The organism is Lactonifactor longoviformis (genome assembly GCF_042848515.1).
Classification (GTDB): Bacteria; Bacillota; Clostridia; order Lachnospirales; family Lachnospiraceae; genus Lactonifactor; species Lactonifactor longoviformis.
This window is the reverse complement of sequence record NZ_AP031453.1, coordinates 3350596-3374267: the sequence shown is the minus strand read 5'-3', so window position 1 is coordinate 3374267 and position 23672 is coordinate 3350596. Positions and strand designations below refer to the sequence as shown.

Below are 23672 nucleotides of genomic sequence, written 5' to 3'. Positions count from 1 at the left end.
GGATGTACAAGCAAACGAGGAGGTATATCTATGAACAATAAGTATTATCCAAATCTGGCAAGCCCTATAACCATCAATGGAGTCACCTTTAAGAATCGAATTTTCGGTGCTCCCATGTCGAATCCGGAGTTGGATCCGGACTGTCATATGAGAAAAGAGGATATGGCATTTCACGAAAACCGGGCACGGGGCGGGCTTGCAAGCGTAGCTATAGGGCTGGGTATTGTGGACGCTGTGGGGAGGACCCATACCAAAGAGGTTACCCTTTACGATGTTATGTCCCTGCCATCTCTGAAGGAGATGGCCAAGGCTATGCACCGTCACAATTGCAATGCTGTTATGGAACTTGCCCACGGGGGAAAATATGCCAACGCCAGAAGCCATGACGGTTCTGCCGGACAGAGTGCAATCGGTCCCAACGATGAGATTAACCCGGATGGCCTTACCGTGCGCAGCATGACTGAGGAGGATATCTACAGGGTTGCAGACTGCTTTGCCAGTGCTGCAAAATTGGTAAAAGAGGCAGGGTTTGATATGGTATTGATCCATGGAGGGCATGGGTGGCTCCTGGGACAGTTTATGTCGCCTTCTATGAATAAGAGAACGGACAGGTGGGGCGGCAGTTTAGAAAACCGCATGCGGTTCCCCCTTCTTGTAATCGAAAAGATTCGGGAAGCTGTGGGATGCAGATTTCCCATTGAATACCGTATGAGCGGGGCTGAATTCACACCCGGCGGGTATACCATTGAAGAAGGGGTAGAGATGGCCAAGGTGCTCGACGGAAAAGTTGATATTATTCATGTCTCTGCTGGTGTCCATGAGGATCCGGAAGTATTTGTAATTACGCATCCATCTATGTTTATCGAGCACGGATGTAATGTATTCCTGGCAGCAGAGGTGAAAAAGCATGTAAAAACACCGGTTGCCACCTTAGGAGGACTGAACGATCCGGATATGATGGAAGAAATTATTGCATCCGGCAAGGCGGATATTATAGAGATTGCACGGCAGTCTATCTGCGATCCGTATTTCCCGGAAAAAGCTTTTTCCGGAAAGAAAGACGATATTACCCGCTGCTGCCGGTGCTTTACCTGTTTTTACAATTATCTGACGAACAGAACCTATTCCTGTGCTTTTAATCCTGTAGTTGGAAATGAGCTGGAAAATAAATTTGGATTTCCCGCGACTTCTCCCAAAAAGGTAGTAGTAGTCGGCGGAGGTCCCGGGGGAATGGAGGCGGCCATCACAGCAGCCAACCGCGGACACGCCGTCACACTCTATGAGAAGAACAGCCGTCTGGGGGGACAGCTCTTATCCGAGGAGCACATTCCCTTTAAAGCAGATATGTTCCGGTTTGTCAAAGTACTGGAAAAGAGATTGGAGAAGGCCGGGGTTACGGTGAAGTTAAATACAGAGCTTACAGCAGAGCAGGCGGCTGAGCTGGGAGCTGATGTCATCATGACAGCAGTTGGGGCAAAGCCAATTGTACCTCCGATTCCTGGTATAGATAACCATAAAGTCGTTACACTGGAAGCCCTCCATCAGACGCCCCCTGCAATTGGACAGAAAGTTGTTATTCTTGGAGGCGGACTTGTGGGAAGTGAATGCGCCATCTATCTTGACGGCCTTGGGAAAGAGGTTACCATTGTTGAAATGAAGGATGACTGGGCAGCGGATTCCTACTTCATGCACAAAAATGCCATGAAGGTTTATATGAAGGACAGTACTATTAAAATACAGGTCAATACCACTGCCAAAGCCGTTACTGAGGAAGGACTCCTGTGTACTGCTCCTGAGGGTGAGATCCTTTTTGAAGCTGACACCATTCTTCTGGCGGCAGGCATGAAAGCAGACCGCGAGACTGCAGAAAGCTTTTATAATGCTGCGCCCAGGGTATTTGAGATTGGGGACTGCATCAGGGCGGGACGTGTTGCAGATGCCGTTTCTAACGGGTATTACCGGGCGATTGACATTTAAACAAATACATACAAGTTAAGCTGCGGCAGGTAACGTATCGTTGCCTGCCGCAGCTTTTTGAATAGACAGCCGGCTGGCCGGTTTGGTTGCAAAGTGCCGGCACAGAGGGTATAATAAGGAAAAGCTTTTTTAGACGGACCGTGATTATTTTTGGGGGGAATAGTAAATAAATCCGGAAATTTCACAGTTCTAACATATTTGATTGATATAGTTAAGAAAGATAGATCATGTTGGAGGAAGACCAGATGGAAAAATGTAAGATATTAGTTGTGGACGATGAGAGCAGGATGAGAAAATTGGTCCGGGACTTTTTGGTAAAACAGAATTTTGACGTGCTGGAAGCCGGAGATGGTGAAGAGGCTCTGGATATTTTTTATGAGACAAAGGATATAGCTCTTATTATATTAGATGTTATGATGCCGAAGATGGACGGCTGGGAGGTGTGCAGGGAGATTCGCAAAGAATCCAAGGTCCCTATCATTATGCTGACTGCCAGGGGGGATGAGAGGGACGAGCTTTTGGGATTCGAGCTGGGAGTGGATGAATATATTTCTAAACCCTTTAGCCCCAAGATTCTGGTGGCAAGGGCAGAAGCCATCCTGCGCCGGACAAATCAGATAGCATCCGACGATATCCTGTCCGCAGGAGGGATTGAGCTGAATAAAGCCGCACATATGGTGTCCATTGACGGGGAAAATATTGAACTCAGCTATAAGGAATTTGAGCTTCTGGCATATTTTATGGAGAATCAGGGCATAGCTCTGTCCAGGGAAAAGATTTTGAATTCAGTATGGAACTACGACTACTTTGGGGATGCCCGTACCATTGATACCCATGTAAAAAAACTGAGAAGCAAGATGGGAGACAGAGGGGAATATATCAAAACTATCTGGGGTATGGGGTACAAGTTTGAGGTATAAACATGAAACGATCATTGAATAAAAAACTGGCATTTACCTTTACGGGGCTTATGCTGGTAATGCTTCTGGCCATCGGACTGATCAACACCTTTTTTCTGGAATCCTACTATACGTCAAAAAAGGAAGATATGCTGAGGACAGTTTACAGTAAAATCAACGATTTGGTAGTGACATCCAATGTGAGAGATTCCGATGTAACCTCAGATTTCAGAAGATACTGCTCAGAAAAGAACATCTCCTGGGTGGCAAGCGATTACCAGTCCTACCGTATCGTAGAGGGCAGAGAGAGTGATGTGTTATATCCCACGCTCTTTGGGTATATCAACGGTCTGCGCAATGCCAACGGCAAGGCAGTAAAGCAGACCGATGATTACATTATTCAGAAGATTCAGGATACCAACCTGCAGACCGATTATCTGGAGATGTGGGGAAAGCTGGAAAACAGCGGGTATTTTCTGATTCGGACTCCTGTGGGAAGTATTCGGGACAGCGTGCAGATTTCCAATATGTTCTATATTTATATTGGACTGGTGATGATTCTAATCAGTATAGTAATCATCCTGTTTTTCAGCAGAAGAATCACAAAGCCGATCACAGAGCTCACGGATATTTCCAGGAAAATGGCGGATTTGGATTTTAATGCCAGATACACCAGCGGAGGGCAGGACGAGATAGGCATTCTGGGAGATAACTTTAACCGGATGTCCAGGGAGCTGGAGACAGCAATCTCAGGCCTGAAATCTGCCAACAACGAACTGCAGAAGGATATAGAAAAAAAGATTCAGGTGGATGAGATGAGAAAGGAATTTCTTTCCAATGTGTCTCATGAGCTAAAGACTCCCATTGCACTGATTCAGGGATATGCAGAAGGGCTGAAGGAGTGTATCAATGAGGACGATGAGAGCCGGGACTTCTACTGTGATGTCATTATCGACGAATCGGCCAAGATGAATGAGATGGTGAAGAAGCTTCTTACTCTGAATCAGCTGGAATTCGGCAAGGATCAGGTGACCATGGAGCGGTTTGAACTGACAGAATTAATCCGGGGTGTGGTGCAGTCTACCAGGATTCTGGCAGAACAGAAAGAAGTTAGGGTAATCTTTCAGGAGGAGGATCCCGTCTATGTATGGGGGGATGAATTCAAGATAGAAGAAGTGGTTACAAATTATGTATCCAATGCTCTGAACCATGTCAAATACAGCAATACCATAGAGATCCGGATCCTTCAGGAAGACAAAAAGGTGAGGGTGACCGTGTTTAATACAGGAGATCCCATTCCGGAAGAGGACCTGGATAAAATCTGGATTAAGTTTTATAAAGTAGACAAAGCAAGAACCAGAGAATACGGGGGAAGCGGCATTGGACTTTCTATAGTAAAAGCTATTATGGAGTCCATGAATCAAAAGTGCGGAGTACAGAATTATGACAATGGAGTAGAATTCTGGTTTGAGTTGGAAAAACAGTGAAAAAGATCGAAAGAGGGCATGTCAGATGTCCTCTTTTCGTGTTTTCATCCGTTGTATATTTTTTTTAGCTGTGTTAAACTATCCATGTATGCTTATGCCATGCCTGGCATGGCGTGTGCTCCGCAGCAGGAATACAGGGGCGATTTTGAATATACAAGGAACGAACGGGGAAGATACATATGATTGCAATCATTGATTATGACGCAGGAAATATAAAAAGTGTAGAAAAAGCATTCGACCTCCTGGGGGAGGAAGTAGTGCTGTCCAGGGACAGGGAGGAGATACTGTCTGCAGACCGGGTAGTCCTTCCCGGGGTGGGTTCTTTCGGCGATGCCATGGAGAATCTGAACAGATATGGTCTGGTACCGGTTATACAAGAAGCTGCAGAGAAACAGATTCCTTTTTTGGGCATCTGTCTGGGGCTTCAGCTTATGTTTGAGGAGAGTGAGGAGAGTCCGGGAGTGAAAGGACTGGGTCTGTTAAAAGGCAAAATCCTTCATATCCCAAAACAGGAGGGACTGAAGATCCCCCATATGGGATGGAATTCTCTCCATCTGCAAAACCAGGGCAGGTTATTTGACGGGATACCGGAAGAAACGTATGTCTATTTTGTGCATTCCTATTATCTGAAAGCAGATGAACCATCTGTTGTCAAAGCAACCACTGAGTACAGCACGCAGATCCATGCATCTGTAGAGAAGGGAAATCTCTTTGGCTGTCAGTTCCATCCGGAGAAGAGCAGTACGATGGGGCTTAAGATGCTGGAAAACTTTACAACTATGAACAGGGAGGGACGCTGATTATGTTTACCAAGAGAATTATCCCCTGCCTGGATGTGAACCGCGGCAGAGTAGTAAAAGGCGTTAATTTTGTTAACCTCCAGGATGCCGGCGACCCGGTGGAGATCGCAAGGGCATACGACAAGGCAGGCGCGGATGAGGTTGTTTTTCTGGACATTACGGCCTCATCAGATCAGAGGGATACAGTAGTAGATATGGTCCGCAAGGTAGCAGCCAATGTGTTCATCCCCTTTACTGTGGGGGGAGGGATCCGAACTGTGGATGATTTTAAAATGCTCCTGAGGGAGGGAGCAGATAAAATATCGATCAATTCATCAGCTATCAATACGCCGGATTTAATCAATGCTGCCGCAGACAAGTTCGGCAGCCAGTGTGTGGTTGTGGCAATAGATGCCAAAAAGCGGCCGGACGGAAGCGGCTGGAATATTTATAAGAACGGCGGACGGATTGATATGGGAATTGATGCGGTGGCATGGGCCAGAGAGGCGGCAAAACGGGGAGCCGGGGAGATCCTTCTCACCAGTATGGATTGTGACGGGACAAAAGCCGGATATGATATTGAGCTGACCCGGCAGATTGCCCAGGCAGTTGACATCCCTGTGATTGCATCCGGGGGTGCCGGAACGATGGAGCATTTTTATGAGGCACTGTCGTCAGGTATGGCAGACGCGGCTCTGGCAGCCTCTCTTTTTCATTATAAGGAACTGGAAATCAAAGAAGTTAAGAGATACTTACATAATAAGGGTGTTTCTGTCAGATTATAAGAACAGGAGGAAGTGCATATGCCCCCTTTACAGGGAGAATGGCTGGAGGCCTTAAAACCGGAATTCAGCAAACCATACTACAAACCGCTTTTTGAGAAAATAAACCAGGAATACCAGACAAAACGGGTGTTTCCCCCGGCCGACGATATCTTTAATGCCTTTCATTTTACTCCACTGGAAGAGGTGAAGGCAGTGATTCTGGGACAGGATCCTTATCACAATTACGGACAGGCTCACGGACTGTGTTTTTCTGTAAAGCCAGAGGTGGATATTCCGCCCTCTCTGATTAACATATATCAGGAACTGCACGATGACTTGGGCTGTTACATTCCAAACCATGGATATTTGGAAAAATGGGCCCGTCAGGGAGTACTGATGCTGAATACAGTGTTAACGGTGAGAGCCCACCAGGCTAATTCCCACCAGGGATTAGGATGGGAGCAGTTTACAGATGCAGCCATCCGTATCCTGGATGAAATTGAACGCCCTATGGTATTTATCCTGTGGGGCAGGCCGGCACAGATGAAAAAGAGCATGCTTCACAACCCAAACCATCTAATTCTGGAAGCTCCCCATCCCAGTCCCCTGTCTGCGGGCAGAGGATTCTTCGGAAGCAGGCCTTTCAGCCAGACGAATAATTTTCTGCAAAGCCATGGAATTGCACCGATTGACTGGCAGATAGAAAATGTATAAAACGAAGGATGAATAATTATGAAACAAAAGAATACTTTTTTGAAGAATGCCTCATTTCTTATGATTGCGGCTCTGGTCTCCAGGGTCATCGGGCTTGTATACCGAATTCCCCTCAATGCTATTGTAGGCAGAACAGGGATGGGGTATTACAGCTTTGCTTTTTCGGTATACTCTATACTGCTTTTAATTTCTTCGTATAGTATTCCCATGGCTGTTTCTAAAGTAGTATCAGAACGTCTGGCTCTGGGCCAGTACAGAAGCGCCCATAAAGTTTTTAAGGGCGCTATGATCTATGCCTGTATTGTTGGAGGGATTGCAGCTTTGGTAGCTCTGTTCGGGGCTCCCTATCTGATCCCTCAGAATCAGCCAAATGCCATTCCGGCGCTGCAGGTATTAACTCCCACGATCTTTTTATCTGCCATCCTCGGAGTTCTGAGGGGGTATTTTCAGGCGCACAATACGATGATTCCCACATCTGCCTCTCAGATTATTGAACAGATTCTGAATGCCATTGTGAGTGTTTTGGCGGCGTGGCTGCTGATCAAGTACCTGGCGGCAGACGCCATAGAGGAAGCTACCTGGGGGGCTGCCGGAGGAACCGTGGGTACGGGAGCCGGGGTGCTGGCAGGTCTGCTTTTTATGACTTTTGTATATTATATTAACCGGGGTACGCTGAGGCGTCAGGTGAAACGGGATCATACAGGGGTAGATATCAGCTACCGTGAAGTATTCCGGATTATTCTGCTGATGGTGACGCCGGTTATTTTCAGTACCTTTATCTATAATGTCAGCAGCTATATTGACGGTTACATGTTTTCCTCAATTATGGGAAGACACAGGATCGACGACGAGCTGATCAGCGCAACGTATGCAGAATTCAGCAGCTACTATATGACGCTGATCAATATACCCCTCAGTCTCTCCAGTGCATCCTCCACGGCGGTAGTGCCGAATATATCGGGGCATTATGCCCGTGGGGAGATCTCAAAAGCCAATCAGAAGATAGATGAGGCTGTACAGCTGACCATGTTTATCTCTGTTCCGGCTGCTGTGGGGCTGGCAGTGTTAGGCCATCCTATTATCCGGCTCTTTTTCCCCACCACCACAGGAATTGCAGGGAACCTTCTTATGATTGGGGCGGTATCCATCGTTTTTTCCTCGCTGTCTACCATAACCAACGGGGTTCTTCAGGGGATAGGAAAACCTCAGATTCCGGTTCGCAATGCGGCCATTGCCCTTGTGATCAATGTGGCATTTCTGTTCTGCGGTCTTTGGTTTACAGACAAGCTTGGGATCATAGCAGTGCTGCTGGCCACCATTCTGTATTCTGTCAGTATGTGTATCCTGAATGGGATTTATCTGAAAAAGTATCTGGGATATAAGAATGAATTCAGAGACTCTTACGGAAAGCCTTTTCTGGCCTCCGCGGGAATGGGACTTGTGGCCTGGGGGAGTTATTATGGATTGTATCATTTACTTCCCCATAATATTGTATGTCTGGCTGTGGCAGTCCCTCTGGCGGTATTCACATATATTATTCTGTTTGTAGCTATTGTGAAAGTGCCCGGGGAACAGCTGAGAAGATTTCCGGCCGGAACTATAATCTATAAACTGGCGAAAAAGCTGCGCTTATATAAGTGATTTTTAATGTCGCTCTTTTTATCCATAGAGTAGTCCGCAAAGCCTTTCACAGGCTTTACGGACTCTTTCTTTTTCCGGGAACTGTTAGGAAGTCTCATTGCTATTGCACGAGTAACCGTATATAATGTGGGGGAACTTATTTCGCAGGAGGTATGTATGAAGCAGAGCAAGGTATTGTTAATAGATGATGATAAAGACTTATGTATGCTGATTGAACGAGAGCTGCTGCAAGAAAATTATGAAGTTACGGTAAGACACGACGGTAAAACAGGGTTTGAGGCATTTAAAAATGATAAATACCAGCTTGTTGTGCTGGATATTATGCTTCCATTCCTCAATGGGCTTGAACTATTAGAGAAAATACGGATTAAGGATTCTGTGCCTGTGTTAATGCTTACGGCAAAGGACTCTGAGGCCGATAAAGTAACAGGGCTGAGGCTGGGGGCGGATGATTATTTGACAAAGCCGTTTTTAATGAGTGAGTTTGCGGCTAGGGTTCATTCCCTGATCAGAAGATATACGGTCTTTAACGGCCAAGCCGCAGATAATTCAACGCTGCATTTTACAGGCTTAGAAATTAATTACTCATTAAGAAGTGTCTATGTAAATACGGCAGAGGTCCGGCTAACCGCGAAAGAATTTGATCTTCTCTATTTTTTGGCTTCTAACCAGGGCAGAGTATTCACAAAAGAACAAATTTATAACCATGTGTGGAAGGATGAGTATGCTTATGACGATAGAAATATCATGTCTTTTATCAGCAAATTGCGTAAAAAAATAAGAAATGAGCAGATGCATATAGATTATATTCAAACCATTCACAGCATCGGATATCGTTTCCGTAAAGAGGTGTAAGTATGATATGGATAAGTATCGCTGGATTAGGGGTTATTATTCTTTATCAATTTATTTATATCAGCAATACGAAAAGGCAGATGAAAGAAATTTCCAATATTCTGGACGATATCTGCAGCGGCAATTTGGACAGAAGATTACTGGCAGATGAAAATAGCATAGTTCGTGAACTTGTTTACAAAATCAATGAGATTGTGATCCGCGATAAAGAAAAATTTTTGGAAAAAGAAAAGTCGGAAAGGGTATATAAAAAATTAGTTACCAGTTTGTCGCATGATATCCGCACCCCATTAGCTTCGCTTATTGGATATTTGGAAGTATTAGAGAAGAATGGTGTTACTGGCGGGGAGCGTGATGAATTTCTGAAAATCGCCAAAAGAAAGGCTGTTAATCTGGGGGATTATATACAGGAATTATTTGAATTCTTAAAAATAGAGTCTGGTGAATGGGTTTATGACTTAAAAAAGCAGAATATATGTGAGGTAACCCGCCTGATACTTGCTGATTGGATTATAAAATTAGAAGAAAACAAGATAGAGTATAAGTTTGAGATACCGGAGGAAGCTGTATATGTGGTTCTTGACAAAAGTGCATATACCAGAATCCTTACTAATCTGATAGCGAATATGATAAGACATAGCCATGCCACACAACTGACCGTTCGCATAAGCTATTCTCTGAATAAGATCAGTCTTTCAATTACTGATAATGGGATTGGAATAGATGAAAAAGATTTACCATTTGTTTTTGACCGCTTATATAAGTGTGACACATCACGAGGGGATAACAGCAATGGTCTGGGCTTGTCCATAGCCAAAGAACTGACTGCTTCTTTACATGGAGAGATTCATGCGGAAAGCTGCTGCGGCAGAGGTACGACGTTTCGGCTGACTTTTCCGAAAGCATGAATAAAGCATAGCTGCGGCAAGGTTTCGGCAAGGTTTTTATGCTTTACTTGTAAGAAGGAAGAGGAGGACGGTATATGGAAAACCAGATAATTCTGCGCACGAAGGAGCTGACGAAAAAGTATGGGAATATTACAGCTGTGGAAAAAATTAATATAAACGTCAAAAGAGGCCGCATATACGGTTTGTTAGGGAGAAATGGGGCTGGTAAGACTACAATTATGAAAATGATACTGGGTCTTATCGCTGTTTCCTCCGGGGATGTGGAAGTTTTTGGAGAAAAACTGCCGGGAAACGAAAACCAAATCTATAAACGTATAGGTTCTATTATCGAAACGCCTAGTTTCTACTCTTATCTGACGGGAACGGAGAACTTGGAGATATTTGCCCGGCTGCGGGGAACAATCAAAAAAGATGCTGTTAAAAGCGCACTGGAAGTTACAGGGCTTCCCTATAAAGATAAAAAGCCATTCTCATCATATTCGTTAGGCATGAAACAACGATTAGGAATTGCCAACGCCATACTGAATGACCCCGAACTCCTGATATTGGACGAGCCGACCAATGGACTTGACCCTGTTGGCATTGTTGAGATCAGAAAGTTTTTACAAAATCTGTGCCGCGAGCAGGGGAAGACCATTATTATTTCAAGTCATATTTTATCTGAAATTGCCTTGCTTGCCGACGATATCGGGATAATACACGGGGGACATTTAGTAAAGGAAATTTCAATGAGAGAATTAGAAGAAAAGAATAAGAAGTATATTGAAATTAAAGTAGACTCTGTTCCAAAGGCAGCGCAGCTGTTGGAAAACCTGTTGAACTGTAAAAATTATGCAGTCACGGATAAAAACTGTGTTGAGATCTATGAGGATACCTTAGATCCGGTATCAGTAGCAAACTGCCTTGTTACGCACGGGGTAGGCTTATCATCCCTGTATTTTAAACACGAAACATTAGAAGATTATTTTACCGCATTGACTGGAGGTGCCAGATTTGAATAATGCGTTTCAGACAGAATTATTAAAGCTGAGGAAAAACAAGATGGCTCTGATTGGTTTTGCGTCAACGGTTTCTGTTCCTATTCTTTTGGCTCTGAAATCCGTTCTGATTGATAAATCTAAGATTGATTATCAAGAGTGGCTGCAGACAGTTTCTATGCTGGTAAACATCATTCTGCCAATTATGAGCGGCTTCTTTATTACACAATCCATGCAGAAAGAATATGGAGAAAAGACAATCATAAATATAATAACTGCTCCTGTAAATAGAAAAAACTTTGTCTTGAGTAAAATTGCTGTATGGCTTTGCTGGTATCTGGCAGTTATGATCCTTACAGAAGGCATTACTATAGTAGGTTCCTTGTACTTATTCCGTTCACAGGTTACCATTACTTCGGTTTACTTTACTGTACGGCTGCTGACGCAGATCGGTATTTTAAGCTTTATTGCATTTTTGCCTGTTATCTGGCTTGCCGTCAGACAGCGTACCTTGTTTTATCCGACGATGTTATGTACGCTGCTATTTGTTCTGCTGCAGTCCGTTGGCTCTCAGGTATCCGAGGAATTGCTTCCCGCGGCTAGTTTTGTACCGTGGCTGGCGATACAGATATCTGCTATGCTGCCGTCAGACAGTCAATATCTATATATCTGCATTACATCAATCCTTTGCGCAGGTCTGCTTGGCAGTGTATTAGCTGTCCGGGAATTTAAAAGGCAGGACTTATAACGCAGTGATATGTGGAGAGTATTAAAAGGAACTGTAAAAGGGATGCTGTCGTTATGTGACAGCATCCCTTTTACAGTTCAGATGTTACCGGACCTCAGTCTTGCCGGAACCATTCTTCTTTAAGTTCTTCTGCGCAGTGGAGAGCATCAGCTTAATCCGGTTAAGCTGATTTACCTCGCTGGCGCCGGGGTCGTAATCAATGGCTACGATGTTTGCCTGTGGGTATTCCTTCCGCACTGCTTTGATGACTCCTTTTCCCACAATGTGATTGGGCAGACAGCCAAAGGGCTGGGTGCAGACCACATTTGGTGTGCCGTTATGTATCAGTTCCAGGATCTCTCCGGTTAGGAACCAGCCTTCGCCCGTCTGATTTCCTACGGATACAATGGAAGAAGCCATCTTTGCCAGCTGGGTAATATCTGCGGAGGGAGTAAAGTGTACACTCCGGGCAAATTCTTCATTGGCAGCTTTCCGAATCCAGTTAATAGCCTTGATTCCCAGGTTGCCCAGGGCGGCTGAGGATTTCTTAAAGCCCAGGTATCTGGACTTGAAATTCAGGTTGTAGAAGCAGTAGCACATAAAATCAATTAAGTCCGGGCAGACCGCTTCGGCGCCTTCCCGCTCCAGAAGCTCGGCCAGGTGGTTGTTGGCCGCAGGAAGGAATTTTACCAGGATTTCGCCTACAATGCCTACCCTTGGTTTTACTTCATCGGTAATCGGAAGACTGTCAAATTCACGAATCATCTTCCGGCAGAGCTTTTTAAAGCCCCCGATAGTAGCATGCTTTTGACCTACAAAGGCAATGCACTCCTTTTCCAGCTTCCGGTGCAGTTCGTTGGCAGATCCGGGAATTTTTTCATAAGGCCTCATCCGGTAAAGGCATTTCATTAGAATATCACCGAAGACAGCCGCGAAGGCAAGGCGGCTTGCCAGCCTGGCTGTGATTTTAAAGCCGGGATTGCTTTCCAGTCCGCTTAGATTAATGGATATGACCGGAATATAGGAAAGCCCGGCCTTTTCCAGTGCCCTTCGGATAAATCCGATATAATTAGAGGCCCTGCAGCCGCCTCCGGTCTGGGACATAATGATAGCAATCCTGTGAGTGTCGTATTTGCCTGACAGCAGCGCCTGCATAATCTGTCCCACTACCATTAAGGAAGGGTAGCAGGCATCGTTATTCACGTATTTCAGACCTACATCCACAGCCTCTTTATTGTCATTGGGCAATACCTCCAGATGGTACCCGCTGGCGTTAAAAGCCGCCTCCAGGATGGAAAAATGGATGGGTGACATCTGAGGGCAGAGTATGGTGTAGTTCTGCCGCATCTCCTGTGTAAATGGTATCTTTTCAATGGAAGAGGGCACAATGGTCCTTGACATTTTCTGTTCTTCTCTTACCCGGATCGCTGCGATCAGTGAGCGGATACGAATTCTGGCGGCTCCCAGATTGTTGACTTCATCGATCTTAAGGCAGGTATATATCTTGCCGCTGTGCGCCAGAATCTCATATACCTCATCTGTGGTAACCGCGTCCAGACCGCATCCGAAGGAATTCAGCTGAATGAGATCCAGATTCTCTGTAGTCTTCACATAATTGGCAGCAGCATACAGCCGGGTGTGGTACATCCATTGATCGTTTACCCGCAGGGGACGTTCTATGGGAGCCAGATGGGAGATAGAATCCTCTGTCAGCACTGCAATTCCATAGGAGTTAATCAGATCCGGAATCCCGTGATGAATCTCCGGATCAATGTGGTAAGGCCGTCCGGCCAGCACAATTCCCCTTCGGCCGGTTTCCTTTAAGTACTCCAGCGTTTCTTCTCCCTTCCGCTTAATATCCTCCCTGCTGTCAGCCATCTCCTTCCACCCTTTGGCTGCGGCAGCTCTAACCTCGCTTTCCGGGATGTCAGGGAATTCTTCTATCAGCCGTTTGGTCAGAACCTCCTCGCTGGTGAAGGCCATAAACGGATTGCGAAATACAATAGTGTTATCCTGAAGCTCGTCGATATTATTTTTAATATTCTCCGCATAAGAGGTTACTATGGGGCAGTTATAGTGGTTGACGGAGTCCTGGAATTCTTTTCTCTCATATGGAATGCAGGGATAGAAGATAAACTTAACGCCCTGCTTAATCAGCCAGGTTACATGCCCATGGGCCAATTTGGCCGGATAACACTCCGATTCGCTGGGGATTGATTCAATTCCCAGCTCATAAATCTTTCTGGTAGAGGTGGGAGAGAGCACAACCTGGTATTTCAGTTCTGTGAAAAAGGTATGCCAGAAAGGATAGTTTTCAAACATATTTAAAACTCTGGGAATTCCCACCTGTCCCCGCACAGCTTTATCTAATGTGAGAGACTCATATGAAAAAAGCTTCTTGTATTTGTATTCAAAGAGATTGGGAATGTGATCTTTGTTCTTTTCCTTGCCTATGCCCCGTTCGCAGCGGTTGCCGGTAACAAACTGACGCCCTCCGGAGAATTTGTTAATGGTGAGGCGGCAGTGATTGGTGCAGCCTTTGCAGTTGGCCATAGAGGTGGAGAACTGCAGCGTATTTATCTTTTCAATGGGCAGCATAGTAGTCTCTTTTGAGACATCGTACCGTTCCCGGGCAATCAGGGCAGCACCGAAGGCTCCCATGATTCCTGCAATATCCGGGCGAATGGCTTTACAGTCGGCAATTTTTTCGAAACTGCGCAGTACAGCATCGTTGTAGAAGGTTCCTCCCTGGACAACAATATGGTTTCCCAGCTCTTTCGCATCAGACACCTTTATCACTTTATAGAGAGCGTTTTTAATGACAGAATAGGCCAGACCGGCAGAGATATCTGATACCTCCGCTCCTTCCTTTTGTGCCTGCTTAACCTTTGAATTCATGAAAACAGTACACCGCGTACCCAGGTCAATGGGATTTTTGGCGAATAGTGCGGCTTTGGCAAAATCCTGTACACTGTAGTTCAGGGAATTGGCAAAGGTCTCAATAAAAGAACCGCAGCCGGAAGAGCAGGCCTCATTAAGCTGTACGCTGTCAACGGTATTGTTTTTGATTTTGATACATTTCATATCCTGGCCGCCGATGTCCAGAATACAGTCTACCTCAGGGTCAAAGAAAGCGGCGGCATAATAATGGGATACCGTTTCCACTTCCCCCTCATCCAGCATCAGCGCTGCCTTGATGAGGGCTTCCCCGTATCCGGTGGAACAGGAGTACGCAATGGTGGCGCTGGAGGGGAGCTGGGTATAGATTTCTTTAATTGCTTTTATGGTAGTGGCCAGAGGGCTTCCGTTGTTGTTGCTGTAAAAGGAATAGAGCAGGGAACCATCCTCCCCTACCAGGGCGGCTTTGGTGGTTGTTGAACCGGCGTCGATTCCCAGGTAGCAGTTTCCCTCATAGGAAGCAAGATCCGCAGTAGCCACATTATATGCACTCTGACGCTCATTAAAGAGGTCGTATTCTTCCTGGGTGGCAAAAAGAGGCTCCATCCGGTCAACCTCGAATTCCATTTTAATAGAAGAAGCCAGGCGGTCTCTCATAGCATGGAGAGAAACCGTATCCGCATCTTCTTTCGCGTTCAGGGCAGAACCAATGGCGGCAAAAAGATGAGAGTTTGCCGGGATAATGGTATGCTCACCGTCCAGCTTCAGAGTACGGATAAATGCCTCCCGAAGCTCAGACAGGAAATGCAGCGGTCCCCCCAGGAAGGCTACATGCCCCCGAATGGGCTTTCCGCAGGCCAGTCCGCTGATGGTCTGGTTCACCACTGCCTGGAAAATAGAGGCGGACAGATCCTCCTTGGTGGCCCCTTCGTTGATGAGAGGCTGAATATCTGTCTTGGCGAAAACTCCGCAGCGGGCGGCGATGGAGTACAGGGCCTTGTAATCTCTGGCGTACTCATTCAGACCGACGGCGTCTGTCTGAAGCAGGGAGGCCATCTGGTCAATAAAAGAGCCTGTCCCGCCTGCACAGATTCCGTTCATACGCTGCTCAATGTTACCCTTTTCAAAATATATAATCTTAGCGTCTTCGCCTCCCAGCTCGATGGCAACATCGGTCTGGGGTGCCAGAGCCTGGAGGGAAGATGAGACCGCTATGACTTCCTGGACAAAAGGAACCCCAAGATGTTTTGCCAGGGTAAGTCCGCCGGAACCTGTGATCACAGGTGCAAGCTGAAGTTCCCCCAGTTTTTCATAGGCATGGCCCAGAAGGTGGGCCAGGGTCTCCTGAATGTTAGCATAATGGCGCTCATACTCAGAAAAAACGATCTCCTGCTCCTCATTTAAAATTGCTATTTTTACGGTAGTAGAGCCAATGTCTATACCTAATGTATATGTAATTTGTTTCATAACCTTGTTCACAGGTCGCCCTGTGACCTCCTCACTGTGAAATTAAATAACCATTTCTTTCCTATTATATGCAGTTTTATGGGTTAACAAAACTACATAACATTATACGACAATAAAGGTTAAATTACAAATAAAAATGTTGTGAAGAAGTTGTGAAGATAAATTCTCTTGAAATTCCTAAGCCTTTTGGATATACTTAGACTACATGCTGATAAAAAGGAAGAGTACAATGTATAAGATATTAAAAAAAGACGGAAAAGCGAAAAGAGCTGAATTTACTACTGTTCACGGCACCATTCAGACTCCGGTTTTTATGAATGTGGGAACAGCAGCTGCCATAAAAGGTGCGGTAGCCACCACAGATTTAAGAGAGATTGGAACCCAGGTAGAACTTTCCAATACGTACCACCTTCACGTGAGACCGGGAGATGAGGTGGTGAAAAAGATGGGGGGGCTCCATAAGTTTATGAACTGGGACAGGCCAATTCTCACAGATTCGGGAGGGTTTCAGGTGTTTTCCCTGGCAGGTCTTAGAAAGATCAAAGAAGAGGGAGTGTATTTCCAATCGCACATAGATGGAAGAAAGATTTTTATGGGACCTGAGGAGAGTATGCAGATTCAATCCAATCTGGCGTCCACCATTGCCATGGCTTTTGACGAGTGCCCATCCAGTGTGGCTTCCAGAGAATATGTACAGGCATCCGTGGACAGGACTACCCGCTGGCTTCGGAGATGCAGGACAGAGATGGATCGGCTGAATCAAAAAGAAGATACTATAAACAGGCACCAGCTTTTATTCGGGATCAATCAGGGGGCTGTCTACGAAGATATCCGGATCGCTCATGCAAGGGAGATTGCGGACATGGATTTGGATGGCTATGCGGTAGGCGGTCTGGCGGTAGGGGAATCTCATGAGGAAATGTACCGCATTCTGGACGCCGTAGTACCTTGTCTTCCGGAGGAGAAACCTACCTATCTCATGGGGGTGGGAACGCCGGCAAACATTTTGGAGGCAGTGGACCGGGGCGTGGATTTTTTTGACTGCGTCTATCCCTCCAGAAACGGCCGCCACGGACATGTATACACAAATCAGGGTAAACTGAATTTATTTAATGCAAAATTTGAGTTGGATTCCAGACCCATTGAGGAGGGATGCCAGTGTCCGGCCTGCCGTAATTACAGCAGGGCTTATATCCGGCATCTGCTGAAGGCAAAAGAGATGCTGGGAATGCGTCTCTGTGTGCTCCATAACCTCTACTTTTACAATAAAATGATGGAAGAGATCAGAGAGGCGATAGAACAGGGAACTTATCAGGATTATAAGAAACAAAAGCTGGAAGGATTTCTCTGACAGCGGGGGTTGCAAACGCAGCAGAGATACGGTATAATAGCAGTTGCAAAAGAGCTTATGCGGATCATATATTTATGTGGCCGTACAGCTCTTTTTTGGTCGCAGTATTATAGTGAAGGAGGACAACATGATGAACAGAGCGAAAAGAATTATGAAAGAAATAGGAATGGAACTCATCGGCAGCGCGCTGATTGCAGTGGGACTCTATAATTTTGCGGTCACATCAGAATTTCCTATGACAGGCTTCTCCGGTATTTCTCTGATACTCAACCGGCTGTTTCAACTGCCCATCGGCCTAACAATCATCGTTTTAAATATTCCCGTGGCCCTGCTTTGCTACAGGCTTCTGGGAAGGGGATTTTTTCTGCGGTCTCTCCGCTGCATTGTGATATCCTCTGTCATGATCGACTACGTGGCGCCATTGCTTCCGGTATATACGGGGAGCCGGATGCTCTCAGCAATCTGTACCGGAGTACTGGGAGGGCTGGGGTATGCCCTGATCTATATGCAGAATTCGTCCACCGGGGGAACCGATTTTGTAATCATGGCAGTAAAGGCAGTAAAACCTTATCTTTCACTGGGCAAGATTGCCTTTTTGTCGGATATTGGAATTATTCTTCTTGGAGGACTTATTTTCAGAGATATTGACGGAATTATCTATGGAATGATCATCAACTTTTTGTTTGCCGTGGCGGTCGACAAGGTGGTCTATGGGGTAAATGCCGGAAAGATGGCGCTGATAGTCACAGATTACGGAAAAAAAGTGACAGATGCCATCGACGAGTGCTGCGGCAGGGGAAGCACCATTCTGCCGGCCTCGGGGGGCTACAAACAGGGAAAAAAACAGGTGGTGATGTGTGCCTGCAATAATAAACAGATGTATTTTGTTCAGCAAAAGGTAAAGGAAGTGGATGAAAATGCGTTTACCATTATACTGGAATCCAATGAAGTCCACGGGGAGGGATTCCGGATGTTTAACATCGGGGAACAGGGATAATGCCGGATATGGCTCATTTTCCCATTAAAATTACATTAAATTGTCAAAAAGCCTTGAAGAAATACTGTTTTTTGTGTATTATTGTACTAATGTCTGAAATGCAATAAACAAAACAGGAGGAATGGATTATGTTATTAACAGCCAGTGCATCAGCAGGCGGTTCATGGCTTACCATGTTATTGCCATTGGTGCTTTTCTTTGCTCTTATGTATTTTATGATCATGAGACCGCAGAAGAAGGAACAGCAGAGAGTGAAAGCGATGTTATCATCTATGGAGGTAGGCGATAGTGTAGTTACTACCAGCGGATTCTATGGAGTCATCATTGATATTACAGATGAGGATGTTATACTTGAGTTCGGTAACAACAAAAATTGTCGTATTCCTATGAGAAAAGCTGCGATTGCAGAAGTTGAAAAGGCAGAGGTAGCTGAAAATTAAGAGAGAAAGATGTTGTCCGGGGACAGCATCTTTTTATTTTATTACATACTTTACGCCCGGTGCTGTACTTTATTCTTGAAAAGTGGCGAAAAATGAATTAATATATATAGTATTATAGGCTATCCCCAAAGGGCATCCCTTAACTTATGCTCCGGGGCATACGGCGCATGCCGTGTGATAGCGTATTCAGGCTGATGACAGAAAGGGAGAGATTATGAATTATAAGATTGCATTGATCCGGGGAGACGGTATCGGACCGGAGATTGTACGGGAAGCAAAAAAAGTATTGGACAAAGTATGTGATATCTATGGACATACCTTTTCATATGAAGAAGTCCTGTTAGGCGGGGCTTCTATTGACGTTCACGGGGTACCGCTGACAGAGGAAGCAGTGGAGACTGCCAGAAGCTGTGATGCAGTCCTTATGGGATCCATCGGAGGGGACGCCAGGACTTCCCCCTGGTATCAGTTAGAACCATCCAAAAGACCGGAAGCAGGGCTCCTTGCCATTAGAAAGCAGCTGAATCTGTTTGCTAATCTGCGGCCGGCGTATTTGTATGAGGAATTAAAGGATGCCTGCCCTCTGAAGGAAGAGATTATCGGCGAAGGCTTTGACATGATGATTATGAGGGAGCTGACCGGCGGTCTGTATTTCGGAGAGAGAAGGACCACAGTGGAAGACGGCGTGGAAACTGCTGTTGATACCCTTACATATAACGAAAAAGAGATTCGGCGCATTGCCGTACGGGCGTTTGATATTGCCATGAAACGAAGGAAAAAGGTTACCAGTGTGGATAAGGCCAATGTACTGGATTCCTCCAGGCTTTGGAGAAAGGTAGTCGAGGATGTGGCAAAGGATTATCCGGAAGTTGCCCTGGACCATATGCTGGTAGATAACTGTGCTATGCAGCTGGTACATAATCCGGGACAATTCGATGTGATTCTCACAGAGAATATGTTTGGAGATATTCTGTCTGATGAAGCCAGTATGGTAACCGGGTCCATCGGCATGCTGTCTTCTGCAAGTCTCAATGAGACAAAGTTCGGACTCTATGAGCCAAGTCACGGATCTGCCCCGGATATTGCGGGAAAGGATTTGGCCAACCCCATTGCGACTATACTCTCAGCGGCAATGCTGCTGCGCTATTCCCTTGATCTGGATAAGGAAGCAGATGCTGTGGAAGCGGCAGTACAGAAAGTGCTGAAGGGCGGATACCGTACAGGTGATATCATGGCAGATGGTATGGAGCAGGTAGGCACAAAACGGATGGGAGATCTGATTGCGGCAGAGATCCGGTAAGAGATAAGAATCAGAAAGGAAAAAAATTATGAGAAGTGATGCAGTGACAAAAGGGGTACAGCAGGCACCCCACAGGTCTTTATTTAACGCACTTGGACTGACCAGGGAAGAGATGGATCGTCCATTGATTGGTATTGTGAGTTCTTACAATGAGATTGTACCGGGACACATGAATCTGGATAAAATTGTAGAAGCCGTAAAAATGGGAGTGGCCATGGCAGGGGGGACCCCCAGAGTCTTTCCGGCGATTGCTGTGTGCGACGGAATCGCCATGGGGCATGTGGGAATGAAGTATTCCCTGGTGACCAGAGATTTAATCTGTGATTCCACGGAGGCAATGGCTATCGCCCATCAGTTTGATGCGCTGGTAATGGTGCCGAACTGTGATAAAAATGTACCGGGTCTTTTGATGGCAGCGGCAAGACTTAATATCCCCACAGTGTTCGTCAGCGGCGGACCTATGCTGGCAGGGCATATACACGGTTCTAAAACCAGTCTGTCCAGCATGTTTGAGGCTGTGGGTGCATACAGTGCCAATAAAATGACCGGAGAAGAAGTCGAAGAATATGAGAGGAAGGCTTGTCCTACCTGTGGCTCCTGCTCCGGGATGTACACGGCAAACAGCATGAACTGCCTCACAGAGGTGCTGGGCATGGGCCTTGGAGGCAACGGCACGATCCCGGCAGTCTATTCGGAGAGACTGCGTCTGGCCAAGCACGCAGGCATGAAGGTGATGGAGATGCTGGAAAAAAATATCCGTCCGAGAGACATTATGACAAAGGATGCATTTATGAATGCACTTACCGTAGATATGGCACTGGGCTGCTCTACCAACAGTATGCTTCATCTGCCCGCTATTGCTCACGAGGCAGGGGTAGAGCTGAGTCCGTCTACTGCCAACGAGATCAGCGCCAAAACACCGAATCTCTGCCATCTGGCACCGGCCGGACATACCTATATTGAGGAATTAAATGAGGCAGGCGGCGTGTATGCGGTGATGAATGAATTGAATAAAAAAGGCCTGCTGCATACAGATTGTATGACAGTAACCGGACATACGGTGGCAGAAAATATTAAGGACTGTGTAAATAAGAACCCTGAGGTAATCCGTCCAATCGATAATCCATACAGCGAAACCGGCGGAATCGCTGTTTTGAAGGGAAATCTGGCGCCGGATACTGCAGTGGTAAAACGTTCTGCGGTAGTTCCTGAGATGATGGTTCATGAGGGACCTGCCAGGGTATTTGACTGTGAGGAGGATGCCTCTGAGGCAATTCTTTCCGGCAAAATAGCCGCAGGGGATGTTGTGGTAATCCGCTATGAGGGCCCCAAGGGGGGACCGGGTATGAGAGAGATGCTGAATCCCACCTCCCAGATTGCCGGGATGGGACTGGGATCTTCGGTTGCCCTGATCACAGACGGCCGTTTCAGCGGCGCATCCAGAGGTGCGTCTATTGGCCATGTATCACCGGAGGCAGCTGTGGGCGGCCCCATTGCACTGGTGGAAGAAGGAGATATGATAAAAATCAATATTCCCGAGAATTCTCTGGAGCTGTTAGTATCACAGGAAGAAATGGAAGAGAGAAGAAAGAATTGGAAACCCAGAGAGCCTAAGATCACGACCGGCTATCTGGCGCGTTATGCATCTATGGTTACCAGCGGCAGCCGGGGTGCAATATTAGAAATACCAAAACAGTAAAGGAGGAAGCGGAGTATGCAGCTGACAGGTTCTGAGATCGTAATTGAGTGTTTAAAAGAACAAGGGGTAGATACTGTATTTGGGTATCCGGGAGGAACCATTTTAAATGTATATGATGAGTTATACAGGCACAGGGAGGAGATACATCACGTGCTCACCTCCCACGAACAAGGGGCAGCCCATGCCGCAGACGGATATGCCAGGGCAACCGGAAAAGTAGGCGTGTGTATGGCAACTTCAGGTCCGGGTGCCACGAACCTGGTAACGGGAATTGCCACAGCCTATATGGATTCCATTCCTGTAGTGGCAATTACAGCTAACGTTGGAGTACCTCTTCTTGGGAGAGACAGCTTTCAGGAAATTGATATAGCGGGCGTTGTGATGCCTATTACCAAATACAGCTTTATCGTAAAGGATGTAACAAAACTGGCAGATACGCTCCGTCGTGCATTTACCATTGCAAAAAGCGGGCGGCCCGGCCCGGTCCTGGTGGATATTACGAAAGACGTTACTGCCAATAAGGCAGAGTATACCTATGAGAAGCCACTGGAGATACAGCCCTTTACAGCTAAGATCACAGAAGAGGATCTGGAGAGAGCAGTGGAGCTGATTCAGAGTGCACACAAGCCATATATATTTGTGGGCGGCGGTGCGATCAGTTCCGGTGCATCCGAAGAAGTAAGAGAGCTGGCAAGAAAGATTCAGGCACCGGTAACCGATACCCTGATGGGAAAAGGGGCGTTTCCGGGAGAAGACCCTCTCTATACCGGTATGCTGGGCATGCATGGTACCAAAACCTCTAACCTCGGCGTGACGGAATGTGATTTGCTGATTACCATAGGCGCCAGGTTCAGTGACCGTGTCACAGGCAATGCCAGGAATTTTGCACGAAACGCTAAAATTCTCCAGATTGATGTAGATGCTGCTGAGATTAATAAAAATGTTATTGTGGATGCCTCTGTGATAGGAGATGTAAAAGAAGTGCTGAAACGTCTCAATGATAGAGTGGTGCCGAAAGATCACACCTATTGGCTGACCCATATCAAAGAGATGAAAGAAAAGTATCCTTTAAAATACAATAAAAACGGACTCAGCGGGCCCTTTGTTATAGAAGAAATCTATCGGGTGACCAACGGGGATGCTGTCATTGTAACTGAAGTGGGGCAGCACCAGATGTGGGCAGCTCAGTACTATAAATATAAGGAACCCAGGACATTTTTGACGTCAGGGGGACTGGGGACTATGGGGTACGGCCTCGGCGCATCCATAGGCGCCAAGATTGCGAAACCGGAAAAGACAGTAATTAATATTGCAGGGGACGGCTGTTTCCGCATGAACATGAATGAGATTGCCACAGCCGTGCGAAACGAGCTTCCTCTCATACAGGTTGTGATTAATAATCATGTGCTGGGGATGGTTCGCCAGTGGCAGACGCTGTTCTACGGAGAGCGGTACTCCCATACCATATTAAATGATAAGGTTGATTTTGTGAAGTTTGCAGAGTCCATGGGAGCAGTGGGAATCCGTGTGACAAAGCCTGAGGAAGTTGAGCCCGCCCTGAAAAGAGCCATAGAGTTAAACACCACAGTGGTGATTGAGTGTATTGTTGACTGCGACGATAAAGTATTCCCTATGGTATCACCGGGAGCGAATATTGAGGAAGCATTTGACGAGGAAGACTTAAATCAGAGATAGGATGTCTTTCCAAAGAGGACAAATGTTTTTATTGACAAAAATATGTCAAAGAAGTAGAATGTTCATTGATGTGATATATGAAAGAAGAGAATGAACA

Annotated in this window: 18 protein-coding genes; 17 read left to right on the top strand and 1 reads right to left on the bottom strand. The window is 46.2% G+C overall.

Annotation, left to right across the window (positions count from 1 at the left end):
* Nucleotides 1-30: 30 nt before the first annotated feature.
* From ACGHCT_RS15400 to ACGHCT_RS15350, 11 genes are all read left to right on the top strand, one after another.
* On the top strand, nt 31-1977 hold the full coding sequence (locus tag ACGHCT_RS15400) for an FAD-dependent oxidoreductase (RefSeq protein ID WP_390436682.1): 1947 nt from the start codon (nt 31-33) through the stop codon (nt 1975-1977).
* Between the two features lie 245 nt (nt 1978-2222).
* Entirely contained in the window at nt 2223-2897 is a 675-nt protein-coding gene (locus ACGHCT_RS15395) for a response regulator transcription factor (protein ID WP_072853154.1), read from the top strand.
* Nucleotides 2898-2899: 2 nt separating this feature from the next.
* Nucleotides 2900-4363 carry a cell wall metabolism sensor histidine kinase WalK gene (locus ACGHCT_RS15390; RefSeq protein ID WP_072853152.1) on the top strand — a complete coding sequence of 488 codons (1464 nt, stop codon included), beginning with the start codon at nt 2900-2902 and terminating at the stop codon, nt 4361-4363.
* Between the two features lie 179 nt (nt 4364-4542).
* The gene (gene hisH / locus ACGHCT_RS15385; protein ID WP_390436680.1) at nt 4543-5163 is read left to right on the top strand and encodes an imidazole glycerol phosphate synthase subunit HisH; all 621 of its coding nucleotides are present in this window, start codon (nt 4543-4545) and stop codon (nt 5161-5163) included.
* 2 nt (nt 5164-5165) lie between these two features.
* Nucleotides 5166-5927, top strand: a complete 762-nt coding sequence (gene hisF, locus ACGHCT_RS15380; protein WP_390436678.1) for an imidazole glycerol phosphate synthase subunit HisF — start codon at nt 5166-5168, stop codon at nt 5925-5927.
* 18 nt (nt 5928-5945) lie between these two features.
* A complete protein-coding gene (locus tag ACGHCT_RS15375) occupies nt 5946-6620 on the top strand; it encodes a uracil-DNA glycosylase (RefSeq protein ID WP_072853145.1) in 675 nt (224 codons plus the stop codon).
* An 18-nt stretch (nt 6621-6638) separates the two neighbouring features.
* Complete coding sequence (locus tag ACGHCT_RS15370; protein WP_072853143.1) at nt 6639-8261, top strand: polysaccharide biosynthesis protein; 1623 nt, start codon at nt 6639-6641, stop codon at nt 8259-8261.
* Between the two features lie 156 nt (nt 8262-8417).
* The gene (locus tag ACGHCT_RS15365) at nt 8418-9116 is read left to right on the top strand and encodes a response regulator transcription factor (RefSeq protein WP_390436675.1); all 699 of its coding nucleotides are present in this window, start codon (nt 8418-8420) and stop codon (nt 9114-9116) included.
* A gap of 2 nt (nt 9117-9118) precedes the next feature.
* Nucleotides 9119-10024: a sensor histidine kinase gene (locus ACGHCT_RS15360; protein ID WP_390436673.1), complete on the top strand. Its 906-nt coding sequence runs from the start codon at nt 9119-9121 to the stop codon at nt 10022-10024.
* Nucleotides 10025-10098: 74 nt separating this feature from the next.
* Nucleotides 10099-11025: an ABC transporter ATP-binding protein gene (locus tag ACGHCT_RS15355; protein ID WP_390436671.1), complete on the top strand. Its 927-nt coding sequence runs from the start codon at nt 10099-10101 to the stop codon at nt 11023-11025.
* Complete coding sequence (locus ACGHCT_RS15350) at nt 11018-11749, top strand: ABC transporter permease (protein WP_390436669.1); 732 nt, start codon at nt 11018-11020, stop codon at nt 11747-11749. The genes ACGHCT_RS15355 and ACGHCT_RS15350 overlap by 8 nt, the downstream gene beginning before the upstream one ends.
* Before the next feature lie 84 nt (nt 11750-11833).
* Here the strand turns inward: ACGHCT_RS15350 and ACGHCT_RS15345 are convergent, their stop codons facing one another.
* Nucleotides 11834-16093 carry an acyl-CoA dehydratase activase-related protein gene (locus ACGHCT_RS15345; RefSeq protein ID WP_390440197.1) on the bottom strand — a complete coding sequence of 1420 codons (4260 nt, stop codon included), beginning with the start codon at nt 16091-16093 and terminating at the stop codon, nt 11834-11836.
* Nucleotides 16094-16322: 229 nt separating this feature from the next.
* On the opposite strand from ACGHCT_RS15345, the gene tgt reads away from it, so the two are divergent.
* The 6 genes from tgt to ilvB all read left to right on the top strand — a co-directional run bounded on the left by tgt (nt 16323) and on the right by ilvB (nt 23575).
* Entirely contained in the window at nt 16323-17444 is a 1122-nt protein-coding gene (gene tgt, locus ACGHCT_RS15340; RefSeq protein ID WP_072853132.1) for a tRNA guanosine(34) transglycosylase Tgt, read from the top strand.
* A 127-nt stretch (nt 17445-17571) separates the two neighbouring features.
* Entirely contained in the window at nt 17572-18441 is an 870-nt protein-coding gene (locus ACGHCT_RS15335; protein ID WP_390436668.1) for a YitT family protein, read from the top strand.
* A gap of 128 nt (nt 18442-18569) precedes the next feature.
* On the top strand, nt 18570-18881 hold the full coding sequence (yajC, locus tag ACGHCT_RS15330; RefSeq protein WP_072853128.1) for a preprotein translocase subunit YajC: 312 nt from the start codon (nt 18570-18572) through the stop codon (nt 18879-18881).
* 214 nt (nt 18882-19095) lie between these two features.
* Entirely contained in the window at nt 19096-20181 is a 1086-nt protein-coding gene (gene leuB / locus ACGHCT_RS15325; protein WP_072853126.1) for a 3-isopropylmalate dehydrogenase, read from the top strand.
* Between the two features lie 28 nt (nt 20182-20209).
* A complete protein-coding gene (ilvD, locus tag ACGHCT_RS15320) occupies nt 20210-21880 on the top strand; it encodes a dihydroxy-acid dehydratase (protein WP_072853123.1) in 1671 nt (556 codons plus the stop codon).
* A gap of 15 nt (nt 21881-21895) precedes the next feature.
* The gene (gene ilvB, locus ACGHCT_RS15315; RefSeq protein ID WP_072853121.1) at nt 21896-23575 is read left to right on the top strand and encodes a biosynthetic-type acetolactate synthase large subunit; all 1680 of its coding nucleotides are present in this window, start codon (nt 21896-21898) and stop codon (nt 23573-23575) included.
* Nucleotides 23576-23672 lie beyond the last annotated feature (97 nt).

Bases quoted from the DNA above. Each gene is read 5' to 3' on its own strand.
- ACGHCT_RS15395 (WP_072853154.1), top strand. From the start codon at position 2,223: ATGGAAAAATGTAAGATATTAGTTGTGGACGATGAGAGCAGGATGAGA.
- ACGHCT_RS15360 (WP_390436673.1), top strand. From the start codon at position 9,119: ATGATATGGATAAGTATCGCTGGATTAGGGGTTATTATTCTTTATCAA.
- ACGHCT_RS15400 (WP_390436682.1), top strand. From the start codon at position 31: ATGAACAATAAGTATTATCCAAATCTGGCAAGCCCTATAACCATCAAT.
- ACGHCT_RS15335 (WP_390436668.1), top strand. From the start codon at position 17,572: ATGATGAACAGAGCGAAAAGAATTATGAAAGAAATAGGAATGGAACTC.
- leuB (WP_072853126.1), top strand. From the start codon at position 19,096: ATGAATTATAAGATTGCATTGATCCGGGGAGACGGTATCGGACCGGAG.
- tgt (WP_072853132.1), top strand. From the start codon at position 16,323: ATGTATAAGATATTAAAAAAAGACGGAAAAGCGAAAAGAGCTGAATTT.
- ACGHCT_RS15390 (WP_072853152.1), top strand. From the start codon at position 2,900: ATGAAACGATCATTGAATAAAAAACTGGCATTTACCTTTACGGGGCTT.
- ACGHCT_RS15355 (WP_390436671.1), top strand. From the start codon at position 10,099: ATGGAAAACCAGATAATTCTGCGCACGAAGGAGCTGACGAAAAAGTAT.
- ACGHCT_RS15365 (WP_390436675.1), top strand. From the start codon at position 8,418: ATGAAGCAGAGCAAGGTATTGTTAATAGATGATGATAAAGACTTATGT.
- ilvB (WP_072853121.1), top strand. From the start codon at position 21,896: ATGCAGCTGACAGGTTCTGAGATCGTAATTGAGTGTTTAAAAGAACAA.
- ACGHCT_RS15345 (WP_390440197.1), bottom strand. From the start codon at position 16,093: ATGAAACAAATTACATATACATTAGGTATAGACATTGGCTCTACTACC.
- ACGHCT_RS15375 (WP_072853145.1), top strand. From the start codon at position 5,946: ATGCCCCCTTTACAGGGAGAATGGCTGGAGGCCTTAAAACCGGAATTC.
- ilvD (WP_072853123.1), top strand. From the start codon at position 20,210: ATGAGAAGTGATGCAGTGACAAAAGGGGTACAGCAGGCACCCCACAGG.
- hisH (WP_390436680.1), top strand. From the start codon at position 4,543: ATGATTGCAATCATTGATTATGACGCAGGAAATATAAAAAGTGTAGAA.
- ACGHCT_RS15370 (WP_072853143.1), top strand. From the start codon at position 6,639: ATGAAACAAAAGAATACTTTTTTGAAGAATGCCTCATTTCTTATGATT.
- yajC (WP_072853128.1), top strand. From the start codon at position 18,570: ATGTTATTAACAGCCAGTGCATCAGCAGGCGGTTCATGGCTTACCATG.
- hisF (WP_390436678.1), top strand. From the start codon at position 5,166: ATGTTTACCAAGAGAATTATCCCCTGCCTGGATGTGAACCGCGGCAGA.